16 protein-coding genes and 1 pseudogene are annotated in these 15,689 nt (G+C 70.0%); 9 read left to right on the top strand and 8 right to left on the bottom strand.

All coding sequences use genetic code 11. The features are described from left to right. Together JWP54_RS16270 and JWP54_RS16265 are read right to left on the bottom strand one after the other, a co-directional pair. Window positions 1-905: biotin carboxylase N-terminal domain-containing protein (locus tag JWP54_RS16270; protein WP_297374115.1), on the bottom strand; the 905-nt coding region annotated here is incomplete at its 3' end. A gap of 102 nt (window positions 906-1,007) precedes the next feature. After that, window positions 1,008-1,655 carry a nucleoside triphosphate pyrophosphatase gene (locus tag JWP54_RS16265; protein ID WP_297374113.1) on the bottom strand — a complete coding sequence of 216 codons (648 nt, stop codon included), beginning with the start codon at window positions 1,653-1,655 and terminating at the stop codon, window positions 1,008-1,010. Window positions 1,656-1,696: 41 nt separating this feature from the next. Here JWP54_RS16265 and JWP54_RS16260 point away from each other — a divergent pair, with 41 nt between their 5' ends. Genes JWP54_RS16260 through JWP54_RS16245 form a run of 4 tightly spaced genes read left to right on the top strand, consistent with a single transcriptional unit; the run spans window position 1,697 to window position 6,089 of the window. Then, window positions 1,697-3,010 carry a class I SAM-dependent RNA methyltransferase gene (locus JWP54_RS16260; RefSeq protein ID WP_297374110.1) on the top strand — a complete coding sequence of 438 codons (1,314 nt, stop codon included), beginning with the start codon at window positions 1,697-1,699 and terminating at the stop codon, window positions 3,008-3,010. A 40-nt stretch (window positions 3,011-3,050) separates the two neighbouring features. After that, window positions 3,051-3,749: a response regulator transcription factor gene (locus JWP54_RS16255; protein ID WP_297374106.1), complete on the top strand. Its 699-nt coding sequence runs from the start codon at window positions 3,051-3,053 to the stop codon at window positions 3,747-3,749. Window positions 3,750-3,762: 13 nt separating this feature from the next. After that, window positions 3,763-5,043 carry an ATP-binding protein gene (locus JWP54_RS16250; protein ID WP_297374103.1) on the top strand — a complete coding sequence of 427 codons (1,281 nt, stop codon included), beginning with the start codon at window positions 3,763-3,765 and terminating at the stop codon, window positions 5,041-5,043. Beyond that, window positions 5,040-6,089 carry a hypothetical protein gene (locus tag JWP54_RS16245; protein WP_297374100.1) on the top strand — a complete coding sequence of 350 codons (1,050 nt, stop codon included), beginning with the start codon at window positions 5,040-5,042 and terminating at the stop codon, window positions 6,087-6,089. Before JWP54_RS16250 ends, JWP54_RS16245 begins: the two co-directional genes overlap by 4 nt. 258 nt (window positions 6,090-6,347) lie before the next feature. Here JWP54_RS16245 and JWP54_RS16240 read toward each other — a convergent pair whose 3' ends face one another. Then, entirely contained in the window at window positions 6,348-6,587 is a 240-nt protein-coding gene (locus JWP54_RS16240; RefSeq protein WP_297374097.1) for an acyl-CoA carboxylase epsilon subunit, read from the bottom strand. 8 nt (window positions 6,588-6,595) lie between these two features. Next, a complete protein-coding gene (locus tag JWP54_RS16235) occupies window positions 6,596-8,194 on the bottom strand; it encodes an acyl-CoA carboxylase subunit beta (protein WP_297374094.1) in 1,599 nt (532 codons plus the stop codon). Between the two features lie 177 nt (window positions 8,195-8,371). Between JWP54_RS16235 and JWP54_RS16230 the strand changes: the two genes are divergently transcribed. Both JWP54_RS16230 and JWP54_RS16225 read left to right on the top strand, forming a co-directional pair. Next, window positions 8,372-9,205: a biotin--[acetyl-CoA-carboxylase] ligase gene (locus JWP54_RS16230; protein WP_297374091.1), complete on the top strand. Its 834-nt coding sequence runs from the start codon at window positions 8,372-8,374 to the stop codon at window positions 9,203-9,205. 6 nt (window positions 9,206-9,211) lie between these two features. Beyond that, window positions 9,212-9,784, top strand: coding sequence for a PH domain-containing protein (locus tag JWP54_RS16225; RefSeq protein WP_297374088.1), 573 nt, complete (start codon window positions 9,212-9,214; stop codon window positions 9,782-9,784). On the opposite strand, the gene JWP54_RS16220 is transcribed toward JWP54_RS16225, so the two are convergent. Next, window positions 9,743-10,279: a GtrA family protein gene (locus JWP54_RS16220; RefSeq protein WP_297374085.1), complete on the bottom strand. Its 537-nt coding sequence runs from the start codon at window positions 10,277-10,279 to the stop codon at window positions 9,743-9,745. The genes JWP54_RS16225 and JWP54_RS16220 overlap by 42 nt on opposite strands. 139 nt (window positions 10,280-10,418) lie before the next feature. On the opposite strand from JWP54_RS16220, the gene JWP54_RS16215 reads away from it, so the two are divergent. The 3 genes from JWP54_RS16215 (at window position 10,419) to JWP54_RS16205 (ending at window position 13,452) form a co-directional block, all read left to right on the top strand. Next, the gene (locus JWP54_RS16215) at window positions 10,419-11,555 is read left to right on the top strand and encodes a 5-(carboxyamino)imidazole ribonucleotide synthase (protein ID WP_297374082.1); all 1,137 of its coding nucleotides are present in this window, start codon (window positions 10,419-10,421) and stop codon (window positions 11,553-11,555) included. Between the two features lie 80 nt (window positions 11,556-11,635). Beyond that, window positions 11,636-12,103, top strand: coding sequence for a 5-(carboxyamino)imidazole ribonucleotide mutase (purE, locus tag JWP54_RS16210; protein ID WP_297374117.1), 468 nt, complete (start codon window positions 11,636-11,638; stop codon window positions 12,101-12,103). Beyond that, entirely contained in the window at window positions 12,100-13,452 is a 1,353-nt protein-coding gene (locus JWP54_RS16205; protein WP_297374080.1) for an LCP family protein, read from the top strand. The genes purE and JWP54_RS16205 overlap by 4 nt, the downstream gene beginning before the upstream one ends. Before the next feature lie 75 nt (window positions 13,453-13,527). Here the strand turns inward: JWP54_RS16205 and JWP54_RS16200 are convergent, their stop codons facing one another. The 3 genes and pseudogenes from JWP54_RS16200 to JWP54_RS16190 all read right to left on the bottom strand — a co-directional run. Then, window positions 13,528-14,673: a glycosyltransferase family 1 protein gene (locus JWP54_RS16200; RefSeq protein ID WP_297374077.1), complete on the bottom strand. Its 1,146-nt coding sequence runs from the start codon at window positions 14,671-14,673 to the stop codon at window positions 13,528-13,530. Beyond that, entirely contained in the window at window positions 14,670-15,524 is an 855-nt protein-coding gene (rfbD, locus tag JWP54_RS16195; protein ID WP_297374074.1) for a dTDP-4-dehydrorhamnose reductase, read from the bottom strand. The genes JWP54_RS16200 and rfbD overlap by 4 nt, the downstream gene beginning before the upstream one ends. Before the next feature lie 17 nt (window positions 15,525-15,541). After that, a pseudogene (locus tag JWP54_RS16190) lies at window positions 15,542-15,689 on the bottom strand (dTDP-glucose 4,6-dehydratase); the annotation flags it as partial.

The following is a 15,689-nucleotide window of genomic DNA, read 5'->3' as shown; positions in this document are numbered from 1 at the left end:
GACACGGGGTGCTCCACCTGCAGGCGGGTGTTCACCTCGAGGAAGGAGACGGTGCCGTCCTGGCCGATCAGGAACTCGCAGGTGCCGGCGCCGACGTAGCCGACCTCCCTGAGGATCGCCTTGGACGCCCGGTACATCTCGGTCGTCTGCGCCTCGGTGAGGAACGGCGCCGGTGCTTCCTCGACGAGCTTCTGGTGCCGGCGCTGCAGGGAACAGTCGCGGGTGGACACGACGACGACGTTGCCGTGCGCATCCGCCAGGCACTGGGTCTCCACGTGCCGGGGCTTGTCGAGGTACTTCTCCACGAAGCACTCGCCGCGGCCGAACGCCGTGACGGCCTCGCGCACGGCCGAGTCGAACAGCTCGGGCACTTCCTCGCGGGTGCGGGCGACCTTCAGGCCGCGGCCGCCGCCGCCGAATGCCGCCTTGATGGCGACGGGCAGGCCGTGCTCGTCGACGAAGGCGAGCACTTCGGCGGCGTCGGCGACGGGGTTGAGGGTGCCGGGCGCCATCGGCGCGTGCACCTTCTCGGCAATGTGCCGGGCGGACACCTTGTCGCCGAGCTGTTCGATGGCCGTGGGCGTCGGGCCGATCCAGATGAGCCCGGCGTCGATCACGGCCTGCGCGAACGCGGCGTTCTCGGCCAGGAACCCGTAGCCGGGGTGTACCGCGTCGGCGCCGGAGCGGCGGGCGATGGAGAGGATCTTCTCGATGACCAGGTAGGTTTCGGCGCTGGTTGTGCCGTCCAGCCCGTAGGCCTCGTCAGCGAGGCGGGCGTGCAGGGCGTCCCGGTCCTGGTCGGCGTACACCGCGACCGAGAGGATGCCGCTGTCTTTCGCCGCTCTGATCACTCTGACGGCGATCTCGCCCCGGTTGGCGATGAGGACCTTCGTTATACGCGACATAGGTACTGAGCTTATTGGTCAGGACCGCCGCATTTTTGGTTCTTTCCCACAAGAACCTTTGTCGGAACACTGAGAGGGGCTACAAAGGCCTCCCGGCGGAGGTCAGTCCGGTAGGGCCGAAGTACCCCGATTCCACAGGTCCGGCCAGTCGTAGCCCAGTCGGACGACCAACCGGCGCAGGGTGGGCAGGGAGAGGCCGACAACGGTGGACGGGTCGCCCTCGATGCGGGTGATGTACGGCGCGCCGAGGCTGTCGATGGTGAAGGCGCCGGCGACGAACAGGGGTTCGCCGGTCGCGATGTAGGCATCGAGCTCGGCGTCGGGGAGGTCGTCGGCGAAGGTGACCGACGCCTCCGCGACCGCGCCGACGGCCCGGCCGACCCGGCCGCCGACGTGCTCGATGAGCCAGTGCCCGGAGTACAGCGTTCCGGTTCGCCCGCGCTGCGCCTGCCAGCGGTCCCTGGCACGCTGCGGGGTGTGCGGCTTGCCGTAGATGACGCCGTCGAGCACGAAGACCGAGTCGCCGCCGAGGATGAGCCCGTCGATGCCGGCGCCGGCCACGGCCTCGGCCTTCGCCCTCGCCAACAACTCCACGACGTGGTGCGGGGTGAGCGGCGCGCCCAACCGGACCGCCTCGGCCCTGGCGACGGCATCCTCGTCGACGTCGGGGGCAATGGTGACCGGTTCGATGCCCGCCGCGCGCAGCAGCGACAGCCGGGCGGGGGACGTTGAGGCGAGGTGGAGGCGCATGGAACCCTTCAGGCGGCAGGCAGATGTGGGATGCTCGTTCAATGGGCACCAACACTAATCGTCAGCCGAGTTCGAGCATCCCCGAAGGCGAGGTCGGCACCGAGCTCGAGCTCGACGTCACCAACGTAGCCCACGGCGGCATCTTCGTGGCCCGGCACGAGGGCCGCGTGGTCTTCGTCAGCGACTCCCTCCCCGGTGAGCGCGTTCGGGCCCGGCTCACCGACGCGAACAAGAAAAGCTTCTGGCGTGCCGAGACCGTCGAGGTCCTCGACGCCGCCCCCGAACGCCAGCCGCACATCTGGGCCGCGGCGGCTATCGACCGGGACCCGGCCGACCGCGCCGGCGGCGCCGAATTCGGCCACATCGAGCTCGGCCACCAGCGTGAGCTCAAGCGGCAGGTGCTCGCCGACGCATTGCACCGCATGGCCGGCGTCGACACCGATGTCACCGTCGAGGCCGTCCCGGTCGCGGCGGATGCGTCCCCCGGCGACGCCATGGACGGCACCGGCTGGCGCACCCGGGTGCGCCTGCACGTGACCGAGACCGGCATCGTCGGACCGTACGCGGCCCGGTCGCACCGGGTGATCCCGGTGGACGACCTGCCCCTGGCGGTGCACGCCCTGGAGATGGCGGCGCCGCTGGACCGGTTGTTCGCCGGTGCCGCATCCGTCGACGTCATCGCGCCCAGTGTCGGAGGGGTGCAGATCCTCGTGGCCGAACAGGATGACAAGGGCCGCCGCCGGCGGACCGCGCCGAAGCCGATCACCGAACTGGTCGGCGACCGGGAGTTCCGGCTGGACGCCGCCGGGTTCTGGCAGGTGCACGCCCGCGCCGCCGAGACCCTGTTCGCGGCCGTGCAGGACGCCATCGACCCCAACCTGTTCGATCCCAAGGCCGCCAACCTGGACCTCTACGGCGGTGTCGGACTGCTCGCCGCGGCCGTCGGCGCCAAGTTCGGCCCCGATGTGCGGATCACCTCGGTGGAGAGCGACGCGCAGGCCACCGGCAACGCGACCGAGAACCTGGCCGAGTGGGTCGGCGCCAGCGCACACACCGACAGGGTCGACCGGTTCCTGGCCGGGATCGGCCGGGACGCCACCGCCGCTGACCGCGGCCGGCAGCAGGCCGCCACCGTGGTGCTCGACCCGCCCCGCGCCGGTGCCGGCGCCGATGTCGTCGACAAACTGGCCGCGCTCTCGCCCGCCCAGGTCGTCTACGTCGCGTGCGACCCGGTCGCCCTCGCCCGCGACGTCGCCCTGTTCGCCGGGCACGGCTACACGTTGAGCAGCCTGCGCGCTTTCGACCTGTTTCCCAACACCCACCATGTCGAGGCCGTCGCGCTCCTCACCAGGTAGCTATTCTTTAGTAAGCCGACCCTAACGAAAGAACACACCCGTGCCTGAGCCCGATCCAGCACCGACAGCGCTCGACCATCCCGTCCGGGTGGGAATCGCCGATGACCACGAGTCGGTGCGCCTGGGCATCAAGGCGGCCTGCGAAAACGCCGGCTACGACGTGATCTTCGCCGCCGCCACGGTGCGCGAACTCGTCGAGGGCATCGAGGCCCGGCCCGTCGACGTGATCGTGCTCGACCTGTCGCTGGGCGACGGGTCCCTCGTCACCGACAACGTGCACCTGGCCCGCAGCACCGGCGCCGCGGTTCTCGTCCACAGCATCGCCGACCGGGTCGCCCTGGTCCGGGAGGCGCTCGCCGCGGGGGCTGCCGGCGTGATCCCCAAGTCCTCGCCGACCACCACCGTGATGGCCGCCGTCGCCTCCGTCGCCCGTGGAGACGTGCTGAACAACCTCGAATGGGCCACCGCCATCGACGCCGACCGGGACTTCGCCAAGGCGCAGCTCGGCCGCCGCGAGCGCGACGTCCTGCACCTCTACGCGTCCGGCTTGCCCCTGAAGATGGTCGCCATGCAGCTCGGCATCGCGCACTCCACCGCGAGGGAGTACCTCGACCGGATCCGGGTGAAGTACGTCGAGGTCGGGCGCCCGGCTCCCACCAAGGTGGACCTGCTCCGCCGGGCCGTGGAAGACGGCATCCTGCCCGGGCTCGACCCGGATGGCGGGGATGGCCGCAGCTAGGCCCGCGGAGGCGGTGCCTCTGGGGTCCCTCAGGCTTGCGCCCGGCGCGGCCGACGACGAACCGCTCGGTGCAGACCTCCTGCACGAGGCCAAGCAGCCGCGGAAGCCCATCAGCCAGGCGCAGATCGAACGCGTGGTCTCGCGCGCCGTCGGCAGCGTGGGACTGATCTTCGCCCTCCAGACCTACCCGGCGATGACGGGCCAGCTCGACCGGCTCCGGCCGGGCCTGGGAATAGCCCTCACCACCCTGATCTTCACCGTGCTGGGCGTGGCGATCCTCGCCACCTGGCTGAAGAGATTCATCAGAATCACCAGCGGCCTGTTCGCCGTGGTGTACCTGGTCGCCCTGATCGCCTGGCCGATGATGCTGATTTCCCCGGACAGCGTCCTCGACGGCAAGCCGTGGCTCTGGTACCTGTGCACCGTCGCGACTTCGTGCGCGGCCGTCTCCTTCCCGTTGTGGTGGGCGATGATTTACACGATCCTGGCGCCGTTGGCCTACGGCATCGTGCGGGTATCGCCGGCCGGCGGTGGCGCGGAGCCGATGCTCGGCTTCCTCGACGCCTTCTACGCCATCCTGCTCGGCCAGGTGGTGCTGATCATCATCACCATGCTGCGCCAGGCCACCGCCGCCGTCGACACGGCCCAGACCACCGCGCTGGGCACCTATGCCGCCGCCGTGCGGCAGCACGCCACCGAGGTCGAGCGGGTGCAGGTCGATTCGATCGTGCACGACAGCGTGCTCGCCGCGCTGTTGTCCGCCGCCGCGGCGGCCACCCCCAAGGCGGCCGAACTGGCGTCCACCATGGCGCAGGATGCGATCACCCGCCTCACGGAGGCCGGCTCCGTTCCCGCCGGCGATGACAGCCTGGTGCCCTTCACCCGGCTCAAGGCTGAGATCCGGGCCATCGCGACCCGGTTCGAGGAACCGATCGAGTTCATCGACTGCGACGCCGAAGACCTCGGCCTGCCGGGGTACGCGAGTGAGGCGCTTGTCGCGGCCACCGGCCAGGCCATCGTGAACAGCATCCAGCACGCCGGCACCGCCGGTGAACCCGTGGTGCGTTCGGTGCGGATGAATTCCAACCTGCTCGGCGGCTGCACCATCGAAATCGTCGACAGCGGAATCGGCTTCGATCCCGCCGCCGTTCCCAGCGAACGCCTGGGCCTGCGCATTTCCATCCAGGAGCGGGTCGCCACGGCCGGCGGATCGGTGCAGGTGCGGTCGGCGCCGGGCCAGGGCACCTCGATCCTGATCGAGTGGCCGGTCACCGAGAGCGTGGACGACGCATGATCACCGTTCCCCGGGGCCTGATTCTCTCGCTGGCCGCCCTGTTCTCGGCCTACCACGTGATCCTGGCGTTCTATGCCCTGGATGCGGCGCGGTCGCCGATGCCGCCGCTGCTGGCGATCCTGCTCTATGTCGTCGCCACTGCGATGAGCCTGTGGCCCACCAGCCCGCCGCTGATGTCGCTCTGGCAAGGGTTCTTCAACGTGGCCGTGTGCATCGCCGTGCCGCTGCTGGTCGGCAGTCAACTCGACGGTTCCGTCGCCGACAACGGCTACGCCACCTGGTACGTGGCCGCGGTCGGGACCCTGATGACCATCACGGCTACCCGCAGGCGCGCAACGCTGGCCTGGGTCGGCCTGGTCTTCCTGGTCGCTCACACGCTCGTCTGGGCCGGTCCGGGTGCCCTCGCGTCGATGGGCGTGATCGGCAGTGTGGTCTGGGTCATGGTGGCCGTGATGCTGGCCCGGGCGCTGGCCAAGGCCGGCCGGGACGCGCGACAGTACGGCCAGGCCGAACGCGAGGCCACCGAGTGGCAGGCCGCGCAGGAGGCGCACCTCTACGAACGCCAGGTGCGGCTGGCCCAGACCATCCGCCTGGCGGCGCCCATGCTGCGGCGCATCATCGAGGGCGCCGGCGCCCTCTCCGACGAGGACCGTCAGGAGTGCCGGTACCTGGAGGCCGCGATTCGGGACGAGATCCGCGGGCGCCGGCTGCTCAACGACGCGGTGCGCCGCGAGGTGATGAGCGCCAGGCGCCGCGGCGCGATCGTGACCCTGCTCGACGAGGGCGGGATCGACGACGTCACCGGCGCCGACCTCGAGGTGGTGCTGAACACCCTCGCCGATGCGATGGCCGGCACGACGGCGGCGACGATCATCGCCCGCACCGCGGCGGATGGCGCCGGCACGGCGGTCACCGTCGTCGGCCTGAGCGGCCCGGATCCGCGGTTGAGTGCGCTCGGCCAGGAGTCGCCCGACGAGGAGGTCGACCTGTGGCTCGAAATCCCCCGGGCCGGTCAGGGCATCCCGCGGGCCACCCGGCGGCACTGAGGCGCGGCGTTCACCGGAAGAGGGCATGCGGAAGGGAACCCGCCCTCAGGCAGATCCCCTTCCGACAATCCGTGTCGAGACGACAACCCGAATGCCGCCCTGACGCGCCCCCAAAACACTCGCCTGCTTACCCTAGTCGGCGAATGGTTGGTGGTGTTGCTCCGAAGAGCATCACCCAGCAAGAACAATAATGCTCCCCGGCTACCCAGGTGAAAAGTCGTCATTTAGGGGGACAGGGCCCGCCGGGGCGATCCGGAGTCAGCCGGTGAAACTCCGCCGGCGGTCATCGGCGCGGGCGAGGTCCGCCCGGATGGCGCGCTGATTGTCCCGCCAGGCGCTCCTGGCGGCGGCCGGGGAGGCTCGCAGACTGTCGGATTCTTCGCGCAGCAGGGCACGCAACACCGCCGTCACGGCGGCGGCCTCCTGGTCGGTGACGCCACCGGTGAGGAAGATCAGGTCGGCCGGGTCCAAGCCACCGGGGTTCTGGGTGTCGGTCATGGTGCCGCCTACAGCGGGATGTTCCCGTGCTTCTTTGCCGGCAGGCTGGCACGCTTGGTGCGCAGCGCCCGCATCGCCTTCACGACGGACACCCGGGTCGCGGACGGTTCGATGACCCCGTCCAGCTCGCCGCGCTCTGCAGCCAGGAACGGGCTGGCCACGTTGTAGGTGTATTCGTTGGCCAGGCGGCTGCGCACGGCGGCGACATCCTCACCGCCGGCTTCGGCCTTCTTGATCTCGGCCCGGTAGAGGATGTTCACCGCTCCCTGGCCGCCCATCACGGCGATCTCGGCGGTCGGCCAGGCCAGGTTGATGTCCGCGCCGAGCTGCTTGGAGCCCATCACGATGTACGCGCCGCCGTAGGCCTTGCGCAGGATCACCGTGATCAGGGGAACCGTCGCCTCGGCGTAGGCGTAGAGCAGCTTGGCACCGCGGCGGATCACGCCGGTCCACTCCTGGTCGGTGCCGGGCAGGAAACCCGGCACGTCGACGAGGGTGAGGATCGGGATCGAGAACGCGTCGCAGAACCGTACGAACCGGGCGGCCTTCTCGCCGGCGTGGATGTTGAGGGTACCGGCCATGGAGTTGGGCTGGTTCGCCACGATGCCGACGCTTCGGCCCTCGATACGGGCGAAGCCCACCACGATGTTCGGCGCGAACAACGGCTGCGTCTCGAGGAAGTCGCCGTGGTCGACGATGTGCTCGATCACGGTTTTCACGTCGTACGGCTGGTTCGGCGAATCGGGGATCAGCGTGTTCAGCTTGAGGTCGGCATCCGTGGTCTCGAGCTCGACCTCGCTGTCGAAGACCGGCAACTCGGCCAGGTTGTTGTCCGGCAGGAAGCTGAGCAGGGTGCGGGCGTAGTCCAGCGCGTCGGACTCGTCGCTGGCCAGGTAGTGCGCCACACCGGAGACGGTGTTGTGGGTGAGCGCGCCGCCGAGCTCTTCCATGCCGACGTCCTCGCCGGTGACCGTCTTGATCACGTCGGGGCCGGTGACGAACATCTGGCTGGTCTTGTCGACCATGATCACGAAGTCGGTCAGGGCGGGGGAGTACACCGCGCCGCCGGCCGCGGGGCCGCAGATGATGGAGATCTGCGGGATGACCCCGGATGCGGCGGTGTTGCGCCGGAAGATCTCACCGTACTTGCCCAGCGCCACGACACCCTCCTGGATGCGCGCTCCGCCGGAGTCGAGGATGCCGATGATGGGCACCCCGGTCTTCAGGGCCAGGTCCATCACCTTGATGATCTTCTCGCCGGCGACCTCGCCGAGCGAGCCGCCGAAGATGGTGAAGTCCTGCGAGTACACGGCCACCTGGCGGCCGTGGATGGTGCCGGTGCCGGTGACGACGGCGTCGCCGTAGGGACGCTTCTTCTCCATGCCGAACGCCACGGTGCGGTGGCGCACGAACTCGTCCAGCTCGACGAACGAGCCCTCGTCGAGCAGTTCGGCGACTCGCTCCCGGGCGGTCATCTTGCCCTTGGCGTGCTGCTTCTCGATGGCGGCCTCACCGCTGGCTGTCACGGCCTCGTGATAGCGCTGCTTGAGGTCGGCGAGTTTCCCCGCCGTCGTGTACAGGTCGGGTCCGGTCGGGTTCTCAGTCACGCCGTTCACTCTACCGGCCCCACCCCGTCGGCCCCTCAGGCTCCACACCCCCGTCGCCGCCGGTGAGCATAGCTCCGGCAATTCTTCCGGGACCGGGCGCAGAATTCCCGGTCGGGTTTCAAACTGGGCAGAATTGCAGGAGTTATGAATCCCAATCGGGGGAGAAGAGGCGTGGGTATGGAATTTCCGATCAGCAGCGGCATCGGGGCCCGGTTCGAGTATCTCGACGAGGCGGGCTCCACCAACGACGTCCTGGTGACCCGGGCGACGGGGCCGGATGCCCGGGCCTGGCCCGACCTGTCGGTGATCGTCACCGACAACCAGACCAGCGGCCGCGGCCGGCTCGGCCGCAGCTGGCTCGCGCCGAGCGGCAAGTCGCTGGCGGTCTCGGTGCTGCTACGGCCCCGGCTGGCGACCGGTCCGCTGCCGGCCAACCGGTTCGGCTGGTTCCCGCTGCTCGCGGGGGCGGCGATGACCCTGGCGGTCCGCGGAGTGGTCGAGGCCGCCGCGGCACCGACGGGCGACGACGACGCGCCCCGGCACGAGGTGACCCTCAAATGGCCCAACGACGTGCTCATCGACGGCTACAAGGTGGCCGGCATCCTCTCCGAGCTGCTCCCCGACGCGAGCGGGCTGTGCATCGGCACCGGCCTCAACCTAGCCCTCGACGAGCACGACCTGCCCACGCTCACCTCCACGTCGCTGATGCTGGTCACCGGCAGCGTTCCCGACCCGGATGCCGTCCTGGCCGCCTACCTGACCGAGCTTCAGCGCCTGACGGCGGCGTTCCTGGCCGCCGGCGCTGACCCGGTCGCCAGCGGCCTGCACGCCCAGGTCACCGCCCTCTGCGGCACCCTCGGCAGCGCCGTGCGGGTGGAACTGCCCGGCGGCTCCGACCTGGTGGGCACCGCCACCGGCCTGGACCCGGATGGTCGCCTCATCATGGAGGATCAGGCCACGGGTGAACCCAACGCCGTCGCCGCGGGGGATGTGACCCATCTGAGGTATTAATGGGGTATGAGCAACCCAGCGAGCACCAGCCCCGCCGCGCCGACTCCGGCGCCGCCGGAGGTGGTCATCGCGCGCCTGCGCCGGCACGGCCGGGCCCTGTTCTGGCCCACCCTGTTCCTGTTCGGCATCTGCGCGGTCACCGGTTACTTCTACGGCAGTTTCGCCGAGCCGTGGCTGAACACCCTGCTGCTGGCCGGCGCTGCGGCGGCAGCGGTCCTGCTGTGGCTTGTCCCCGTCGTCGCCTGGCTCACCCGGCGGTACACGATCACCACCCGGCGGATCATTCTTGTGCACGGCCTCTTCGTGCGCACCCGGCAGGAGGTGCTGCACAGCCGCGGCTACGACGTGAGCGTGCGCCGGACCTGGCTGCAGGCGCTCGTGCGTTCGGGCACCATCCGGGTCAGCACCGGCACCGAGCACCGGCTCGATCTGCGGGATGTGCCGGATGCCGCCCTCGTGCAGCAGGCGCTCCAGGACCTCACCGAGCAGGCCAGAGCGCAGCAGGCCCGGGTGGCGCAGGAGGCCAGGCTGGACCGGTCACCGCTCGGTGACGAGGGTTCCTTCTGGACGGGCCGGTAGCCGCAGGGAGCCGGTGGCCGGGCGGCCGGCGGGTGCCGTCCCCCTCGTCGGCGAGAACACCCAGTAGCGGTAGAGCACGAACCGGAACCCGGCGCCCAGCAGCAGGCCGATCACATTCGAGGAGATGTTGTCCGCCAGCACACTGGTGTGGCCGAGCACGTAGTGGCTCACCCACAGGCAGGCCAGGCCGATGCCCATGCCCACGAGACTGACGGCGAAGAACTCCACCCCTTCCCGGAGGGTCCGCGCCTGGCGGTCCTTCGAGAAGGTCCAGTACCGGTTGCCCATCCAGTTCGCCATGATGGCCAGGATCGTCGAGACCACTTTCGCCCAGATCGGTCCGGAGTCCACCGTGTCGGGGGAGAAAATCGTGGCTCGGAGCAGGTTGAACACCGTGACGTCCACGGCCAAGCCGATCAGTCCGACCATGCCGAACTTGGCGAGCTGCGCGGCGAACGCGAACACGCGGTGTCTGCTGACGGTTATTCTCGACATGTATCCGTCCGGCTGATGAGTGAAAATGGATCATGGAGCGAGAAGCGCGCTTCGATGGCAGTCTACGACGCGGCCGAATCCCCATCCTGAGAGTTCCAGGCCCGCGGGATGAATAATCGCACAGAAAATTGGTGAACAGATGAGCACGATCGTTGGTGTGATCGGCGGTGGCCAATTGGCCCGCATGATGATCCCCGCCGCGGTGAACCTCGGCCTCGACCTGCGGGTCCTGGCCGAAGCGGAGGGGATGTCGGCGAGCCTGGCCGCAGTGTCGGTGGGTGACTACCGGGACCTGGCGACGGTGCTGGCCTTCGCGCAGACCGTCGACGTCGTCACCTTCGACCACGAACACGTGCCGCAGGCGATCCTGCGGGAGCTCGTCGACCGCGGCATCCAGGTGCACCCCGGCCCGGACGCTCTGCTCTACGCCCAGGACAAGCTGCTCATGCGCGAACGGCTGACCGAGCTCGGGTTGCCCGTGCCGGACTGGGCCCGGGTGCACGACGCCGACGAGCTGGCGCTGTTCCTGGCCGATCACGGCGGCCGGGCCGTCGTGAAGACCGCCCGCGGCGGCTACGACGGTAAGGGCGTGCGCGTGGTGGCGCACGCGCACGACGCCGACGACTGGTTCCAGGCCCTGGCCGAGGACGCCAACGACGGCGCGCTGCTGGTGGAGGAGCTGGTGGACTTCCGCCGCGAACTCGCGCAGGTCATCGCCCGGCGGCCGTCGGGCGAGGTCGCGATCTGGCCGGTCGTGGAGACCGTGCAACGCGACGGCGTCTGCGCCGAGGTCATCGCGCCGGCCCCGAAGGCGGCTGGCCGCATCAGTGACATCGCCGCCGAGATCGCCGAACGCGTCGCGGAGGGCATCGGGGTCACCGGCGTGCTCGCGGTGGAGCTCTTCGAAACCACCGACGGCAGGCTGCTGGTCAACGAGCTGGCCATGCGCCCGCACAACAGCGGGCACTGGTCCATCGACGGTTCGACCACGAGCCAGTTCGAACAGCACCTGCGCGCGGTCCTTGACCTGCCGTTGGGCGGCACGGGCCTGTGCGAGCCGTGGTCGGTGATGGTCAACATCCTCGGCGGCCCCGCACAGGGCAGCATGGCAGACCGGTACCCGGCCGCGTTCGCCGAGCAGCCGACGGTGAAGGTGCACAACTACGGCAAGGCCCCCCGCCCGGGGCGGAAAATCGGCCACGTCACCGCTGTCGGGACGGATTTGGATGCAGTCACCTACCAGGCGCGCGCCACTGCGGCGTTTTTTCAGGACTGAAGCCTAAGATCGACTCCGTGCCAGAGAACCCCGAGATCCCCGCGCCCGCACCCTCCGCCACGATCCTCGTCGGTGTCGTGATGGGTTCGGACTCGGACTGGAACGTGATGAGCGACGCGGCGGCCCTGTTGACCGAGTTCGGTATCGGCCATGAGGTGCAGGTCGTGTCCGCCCACCGCACCCCGGAGAAGATGATCCGGTACGGCAAGGATGCCCACGGCCGTGGCCTCAAGGTGATCATCGCCGGCGCCGGCGGCGCCGCCCACCTGCCCGGGATGCTCGCCGCCGTGACGACCCTGCCCGTTGTGGGAGTGCCCGTTCCGCTCGGCCGGCTGGACGGCCTCGATTCGCTGCTGTCGATCGTGCAGATGCCGGCCGGCGTGCCGGTCGCCACGGTGTCGATCGGCGGTGCCCGCAACGCGGCGTTGATCGCGGTGAAGATCCTGGCGACGGCGGATGACGCCCTGCGGCTGAAGCTGGAGGAGTACGCCGCATCCCTGAGCGAGCAGGTGGAGCAGAAGAACACGGCCCTGCAAGCGAGACTATGAGCAGCGCCACCAGCCCGATCCGGTTTCCGAATTCCGCCTCCAGCCAGCTCATGACGCGCCGGGCCTGGTGGCTCGTCGTCCTCAACATCTTCATCCCCGGCTCGGTGCAGGTACTCGCCGGTAACCGCCGGCTCGGCCGGTTCGGCCTCGGCGCCACCCTGAGCTTCCTCGGCCTGGCCCTGGTGACCGGGGTGCTCTACGCCATCAACCCCGAAATCGTCCTCACCGTCGCCACCAATTCCCTCGGATTGTGGGTCATCGCGGCCGTGCTGGCCTTCTATGCGGTGGTGTGGGTGGTCCTCACCCTCGACACAGTGCGCCTGGTGCGCCTGGTCAAGGCCAGGCCCAGGGCCCGGCCGCTGATCGCCGGGCTGGCCGTCGTCGTCCTGGTGGCGGTGGCCGGCACCGCGAGCTACGGCGCCTACGTCGCCACCACGGCCAGCGGATTCCTCTCCTCGGTCTTCAGCGCGGGCCCGTCAGAGCCCCCCGTCGACGGCCGGTACAACATCCTGCTGCTCGGCGGCGACGCCGGCGCCGACCGGCTGGGGCTGCGGCCGGACAGCACCTCGGTGGTCAGCATCGACGCCGAAACCGGCAAGGCCGACATCATCGGCCTGCCCCGGGACCTCGAATACGTGCCGTTCCCGGCGGACTCGCCCCTGGCCGCCGTGTACCCGAACGGCTACGGCTACAACGGCACCTGCGACGTGGACGTGTGCCAGCTGAACTCGATCTACACCGAGGTCGAGCTGAAGAGCCCCGAGATGTACCCGGATGCCGTGGCCGAGGGCAGCGAACCCGGCATCGAGGCGATGCGTGACGCCGCCAGCGGCGTCACCGGGCTGACCATCCAGTACTACGTGCTGATCGACATGCAGGGCTTCTCCCAGCTCATCGACGCCCTCGGCGGCGTCGACATCAACGTGGAGGAGCGCCTGCCGATCGGTGGCCAGCTGGAAGACCTCAGTGACGTCGAAGGCTGGGTGGAGCCCGGCCAGCAGCACATGGACGGCTTCACCGCCCTCTGGTACGGCCGGGCCCGGCACGGGTCGAGCGACTACGACCGGATGGCCCGCCAGCGCGTCCTGCAGGAGGCGATCCTGCAGCAGTTCAACCCCGGCAACGTGCTCACCAAATTTCAGGGCGTCGCCCAGGCCGGCGAACAGGTCGTCAAGACCGACGTGCCGCAGGGCATGCTCGGCTACTTCACGAACCTCGCCACCAAGACCAAGGAGCTGCCGGTGGGCGCCGTGGAACTGGTGCCGGACAACGGGGTCGACCCGACAGACCCCGACTACGACTACATCGCCGGCCTGATCGACGCGGCGCTCACCCCCGTCGCCGGCTGAGTTCGCGAGAGCCGTCGAGGGGCTGCCTCACGCCGCTGAAGCAACCACACGGCCGCTTTCGCGGCATGGGGGAGATCAGAGGTCGGCGTGCAGCTGCCAGACCCGCTCTGCGGTGTCGCGCCAGGTGAACGCCCTGGCCCGGTCGCTGCCGAAGATCCGCAACCGGTCGGCCAGCGCGGCGTCGCCAAGGACCCGGTCGATGGCGGCGCCGAGGCGCTCCGGGTAGCCGGCGGCGTCGTCCCGCTCGACGGTGAAGCCGGCGTCGCCGCCGGCCTCGACCAGGGCAGGGGCGTCGGAGTGGATGACCGGGGTGCCGAAGGTGAACGCCTGGATGATCGGCAGGCCGAAGCCCTCCTCCAGGCTCGGGTAGACGAACACCGACGCCCGGGACATCACCAGCGCGACCTCCTGGTCGGTGAGGCCAGCCAAGGACCGCACCCGGTCGGGCGCGAGACCGGCCTCGTCGGCCACCGAGGCGAGCGTGAGCTCTCCCCAGGAGTCCGGTCCGAGGACCAGCAGCGGCAGGTCAGAGGCGCCCGGCCGGGCGAGCGCGTCGATGACGGCGGTGACGGCCCGGCGCGGTTCGAGGGTGCCGGCGGTGAGGATGTACTCGTCCGGCAGGCCCAGGCGCGTGGCGAGGGTCTCTGCCGCCGCCGAGTTGGTCGGCAGGCGCAGGCCGCTGCTCACGGCGCCGCCGATGACGCGCACCCGGTCACCGAAGTCCATGATCTCGCCGAGCTGGTCGGCCAAGGCGTGGCTGGGCACCACGATGGCATCCGCGTGCTTGCGGGCGCGCTTCAGCATCAGCTTGGTGCGGGCAACGGTCGTGGGGGTGAGCGACTCCGGATGCGTCCAGGCGAGCACGTCGTGGACGGTCACGGCCACCTGGGTCTCGTCCCTGGCGCGGTCGTGGCGGCGGAGCGGCGCGAACAGGCCCGGAGCGTGCACCAGGCCGTGGCCGGCGGACGTGGCCACGCCCAGCTGCCAGGCGGCGGACAGTTCCCGCCGGGCCAGCGCCATTTTGTGCAGGCCGGCCAGCCCGGGCAGGGCGGCGGTGATCTGCTCGTAGTGCTCCGCCGACGTCGCGGAGACGATGCCTTCGACCACGCAGTCCGTCGGTGCGGTGCTGATCAGCGAGCGGGTGAGTTCCTCGGTGTACCGGCCGAGCCCGCCGGGAATCGGCGAGACCAGCTGGTCGACGATGACCCTGAGGGTGATCATGACGGGGTGAAGGCGCCGTGGGTCGCGGCGTCGGCCAGGGCCTCGGTCCACGCGCGCATGGGGGAGAGCCCGGCTGCGGCCCAGGCGTCATGCCCGAGCACCGAGTAGGACGGCCGCGGTGCGGGCCGCACGAACTGGCTGCCGTCGGTGGGCAGCACCCGCTCGGGGTCCAGCCCCGCGGTCTCGAACACGGCGCGGGCGAAGCCGAACCAGTTGGTCTGCCCGGCGTTGGTGCCGTGGTAGATCCCGGCCGGGGCATCCGCGTCGAGGAGGGCCACGATCTGCCTGGCCAGGTCGACCGTCCAGGTGGGCTGGCCGAACTGGTCGGCGACGACGGAGACGGTGTCACGGCCGGCGGCGAGGCTGAGCATGGTGCGACCGAAGTTGGGGCCGTGCGCGCCGTAGAGCCACGCGGTGCGCACGATGTAACTGCCGCCCGGGTTCTCGGTGAGCACGAACTGCTCGCCGGCGGCCTTGGTGCGGCCGTACGCGTTGAGCGGGTCGATCGCGGTGTCTTCGGCGTACGGCGTGGTGCCGGTGCCGTCGAAGACGTAGTCCGTGGAGATCTGCACGAGCTTGGCCCCCACCGCCGCGGCGCCGATCGCGAGGTTGCGCGCTCCGAGGGCGTTGACCGCGTACGCCGCGGCCTCGTCATCCTCCGCCTTGTCGACGGCGGTGTACGCGGCCGCGTTGATGATCACGTCGTGGCCGGTCACCGCTTCCCGCACGGCGGCGAGGTCGGTGATGTCCAGCTCGCTGCGGTCAACGGCCGTGACGTCGCGCCCGGCCAGGGCAGCCTGGAGGTCACGGCCGAGCATCCCGGCCGCGCCGGTGATCAGATAACGGGTCATCTCGTCCGGGGCGCCGTTCAGCTCAACGCTGCGCGGGCTTTGAGGGGTTCCCACCAGCTGCGGTTGTCGCGGTACCACTGCACGACGTCGGCCAGGCCCTGTTCGAAGGGGACTTCGGGGCGGTAGCCGAGTTCGGCCTGGATCTTGCTGATGTCCACGGAGTAG

The organism is Cryobacterium sp. (genome assembly GCF_025463825.1).
Classification (GTDB): domain Bacteria; phylum Actinomycetota; class Actinomycetes; order Actinomycetales; family Microbacteriaceae; genus Cryobacterium.
This window is presented reverse-complemented; position numbering and strand designations above follow the sequence as displayed.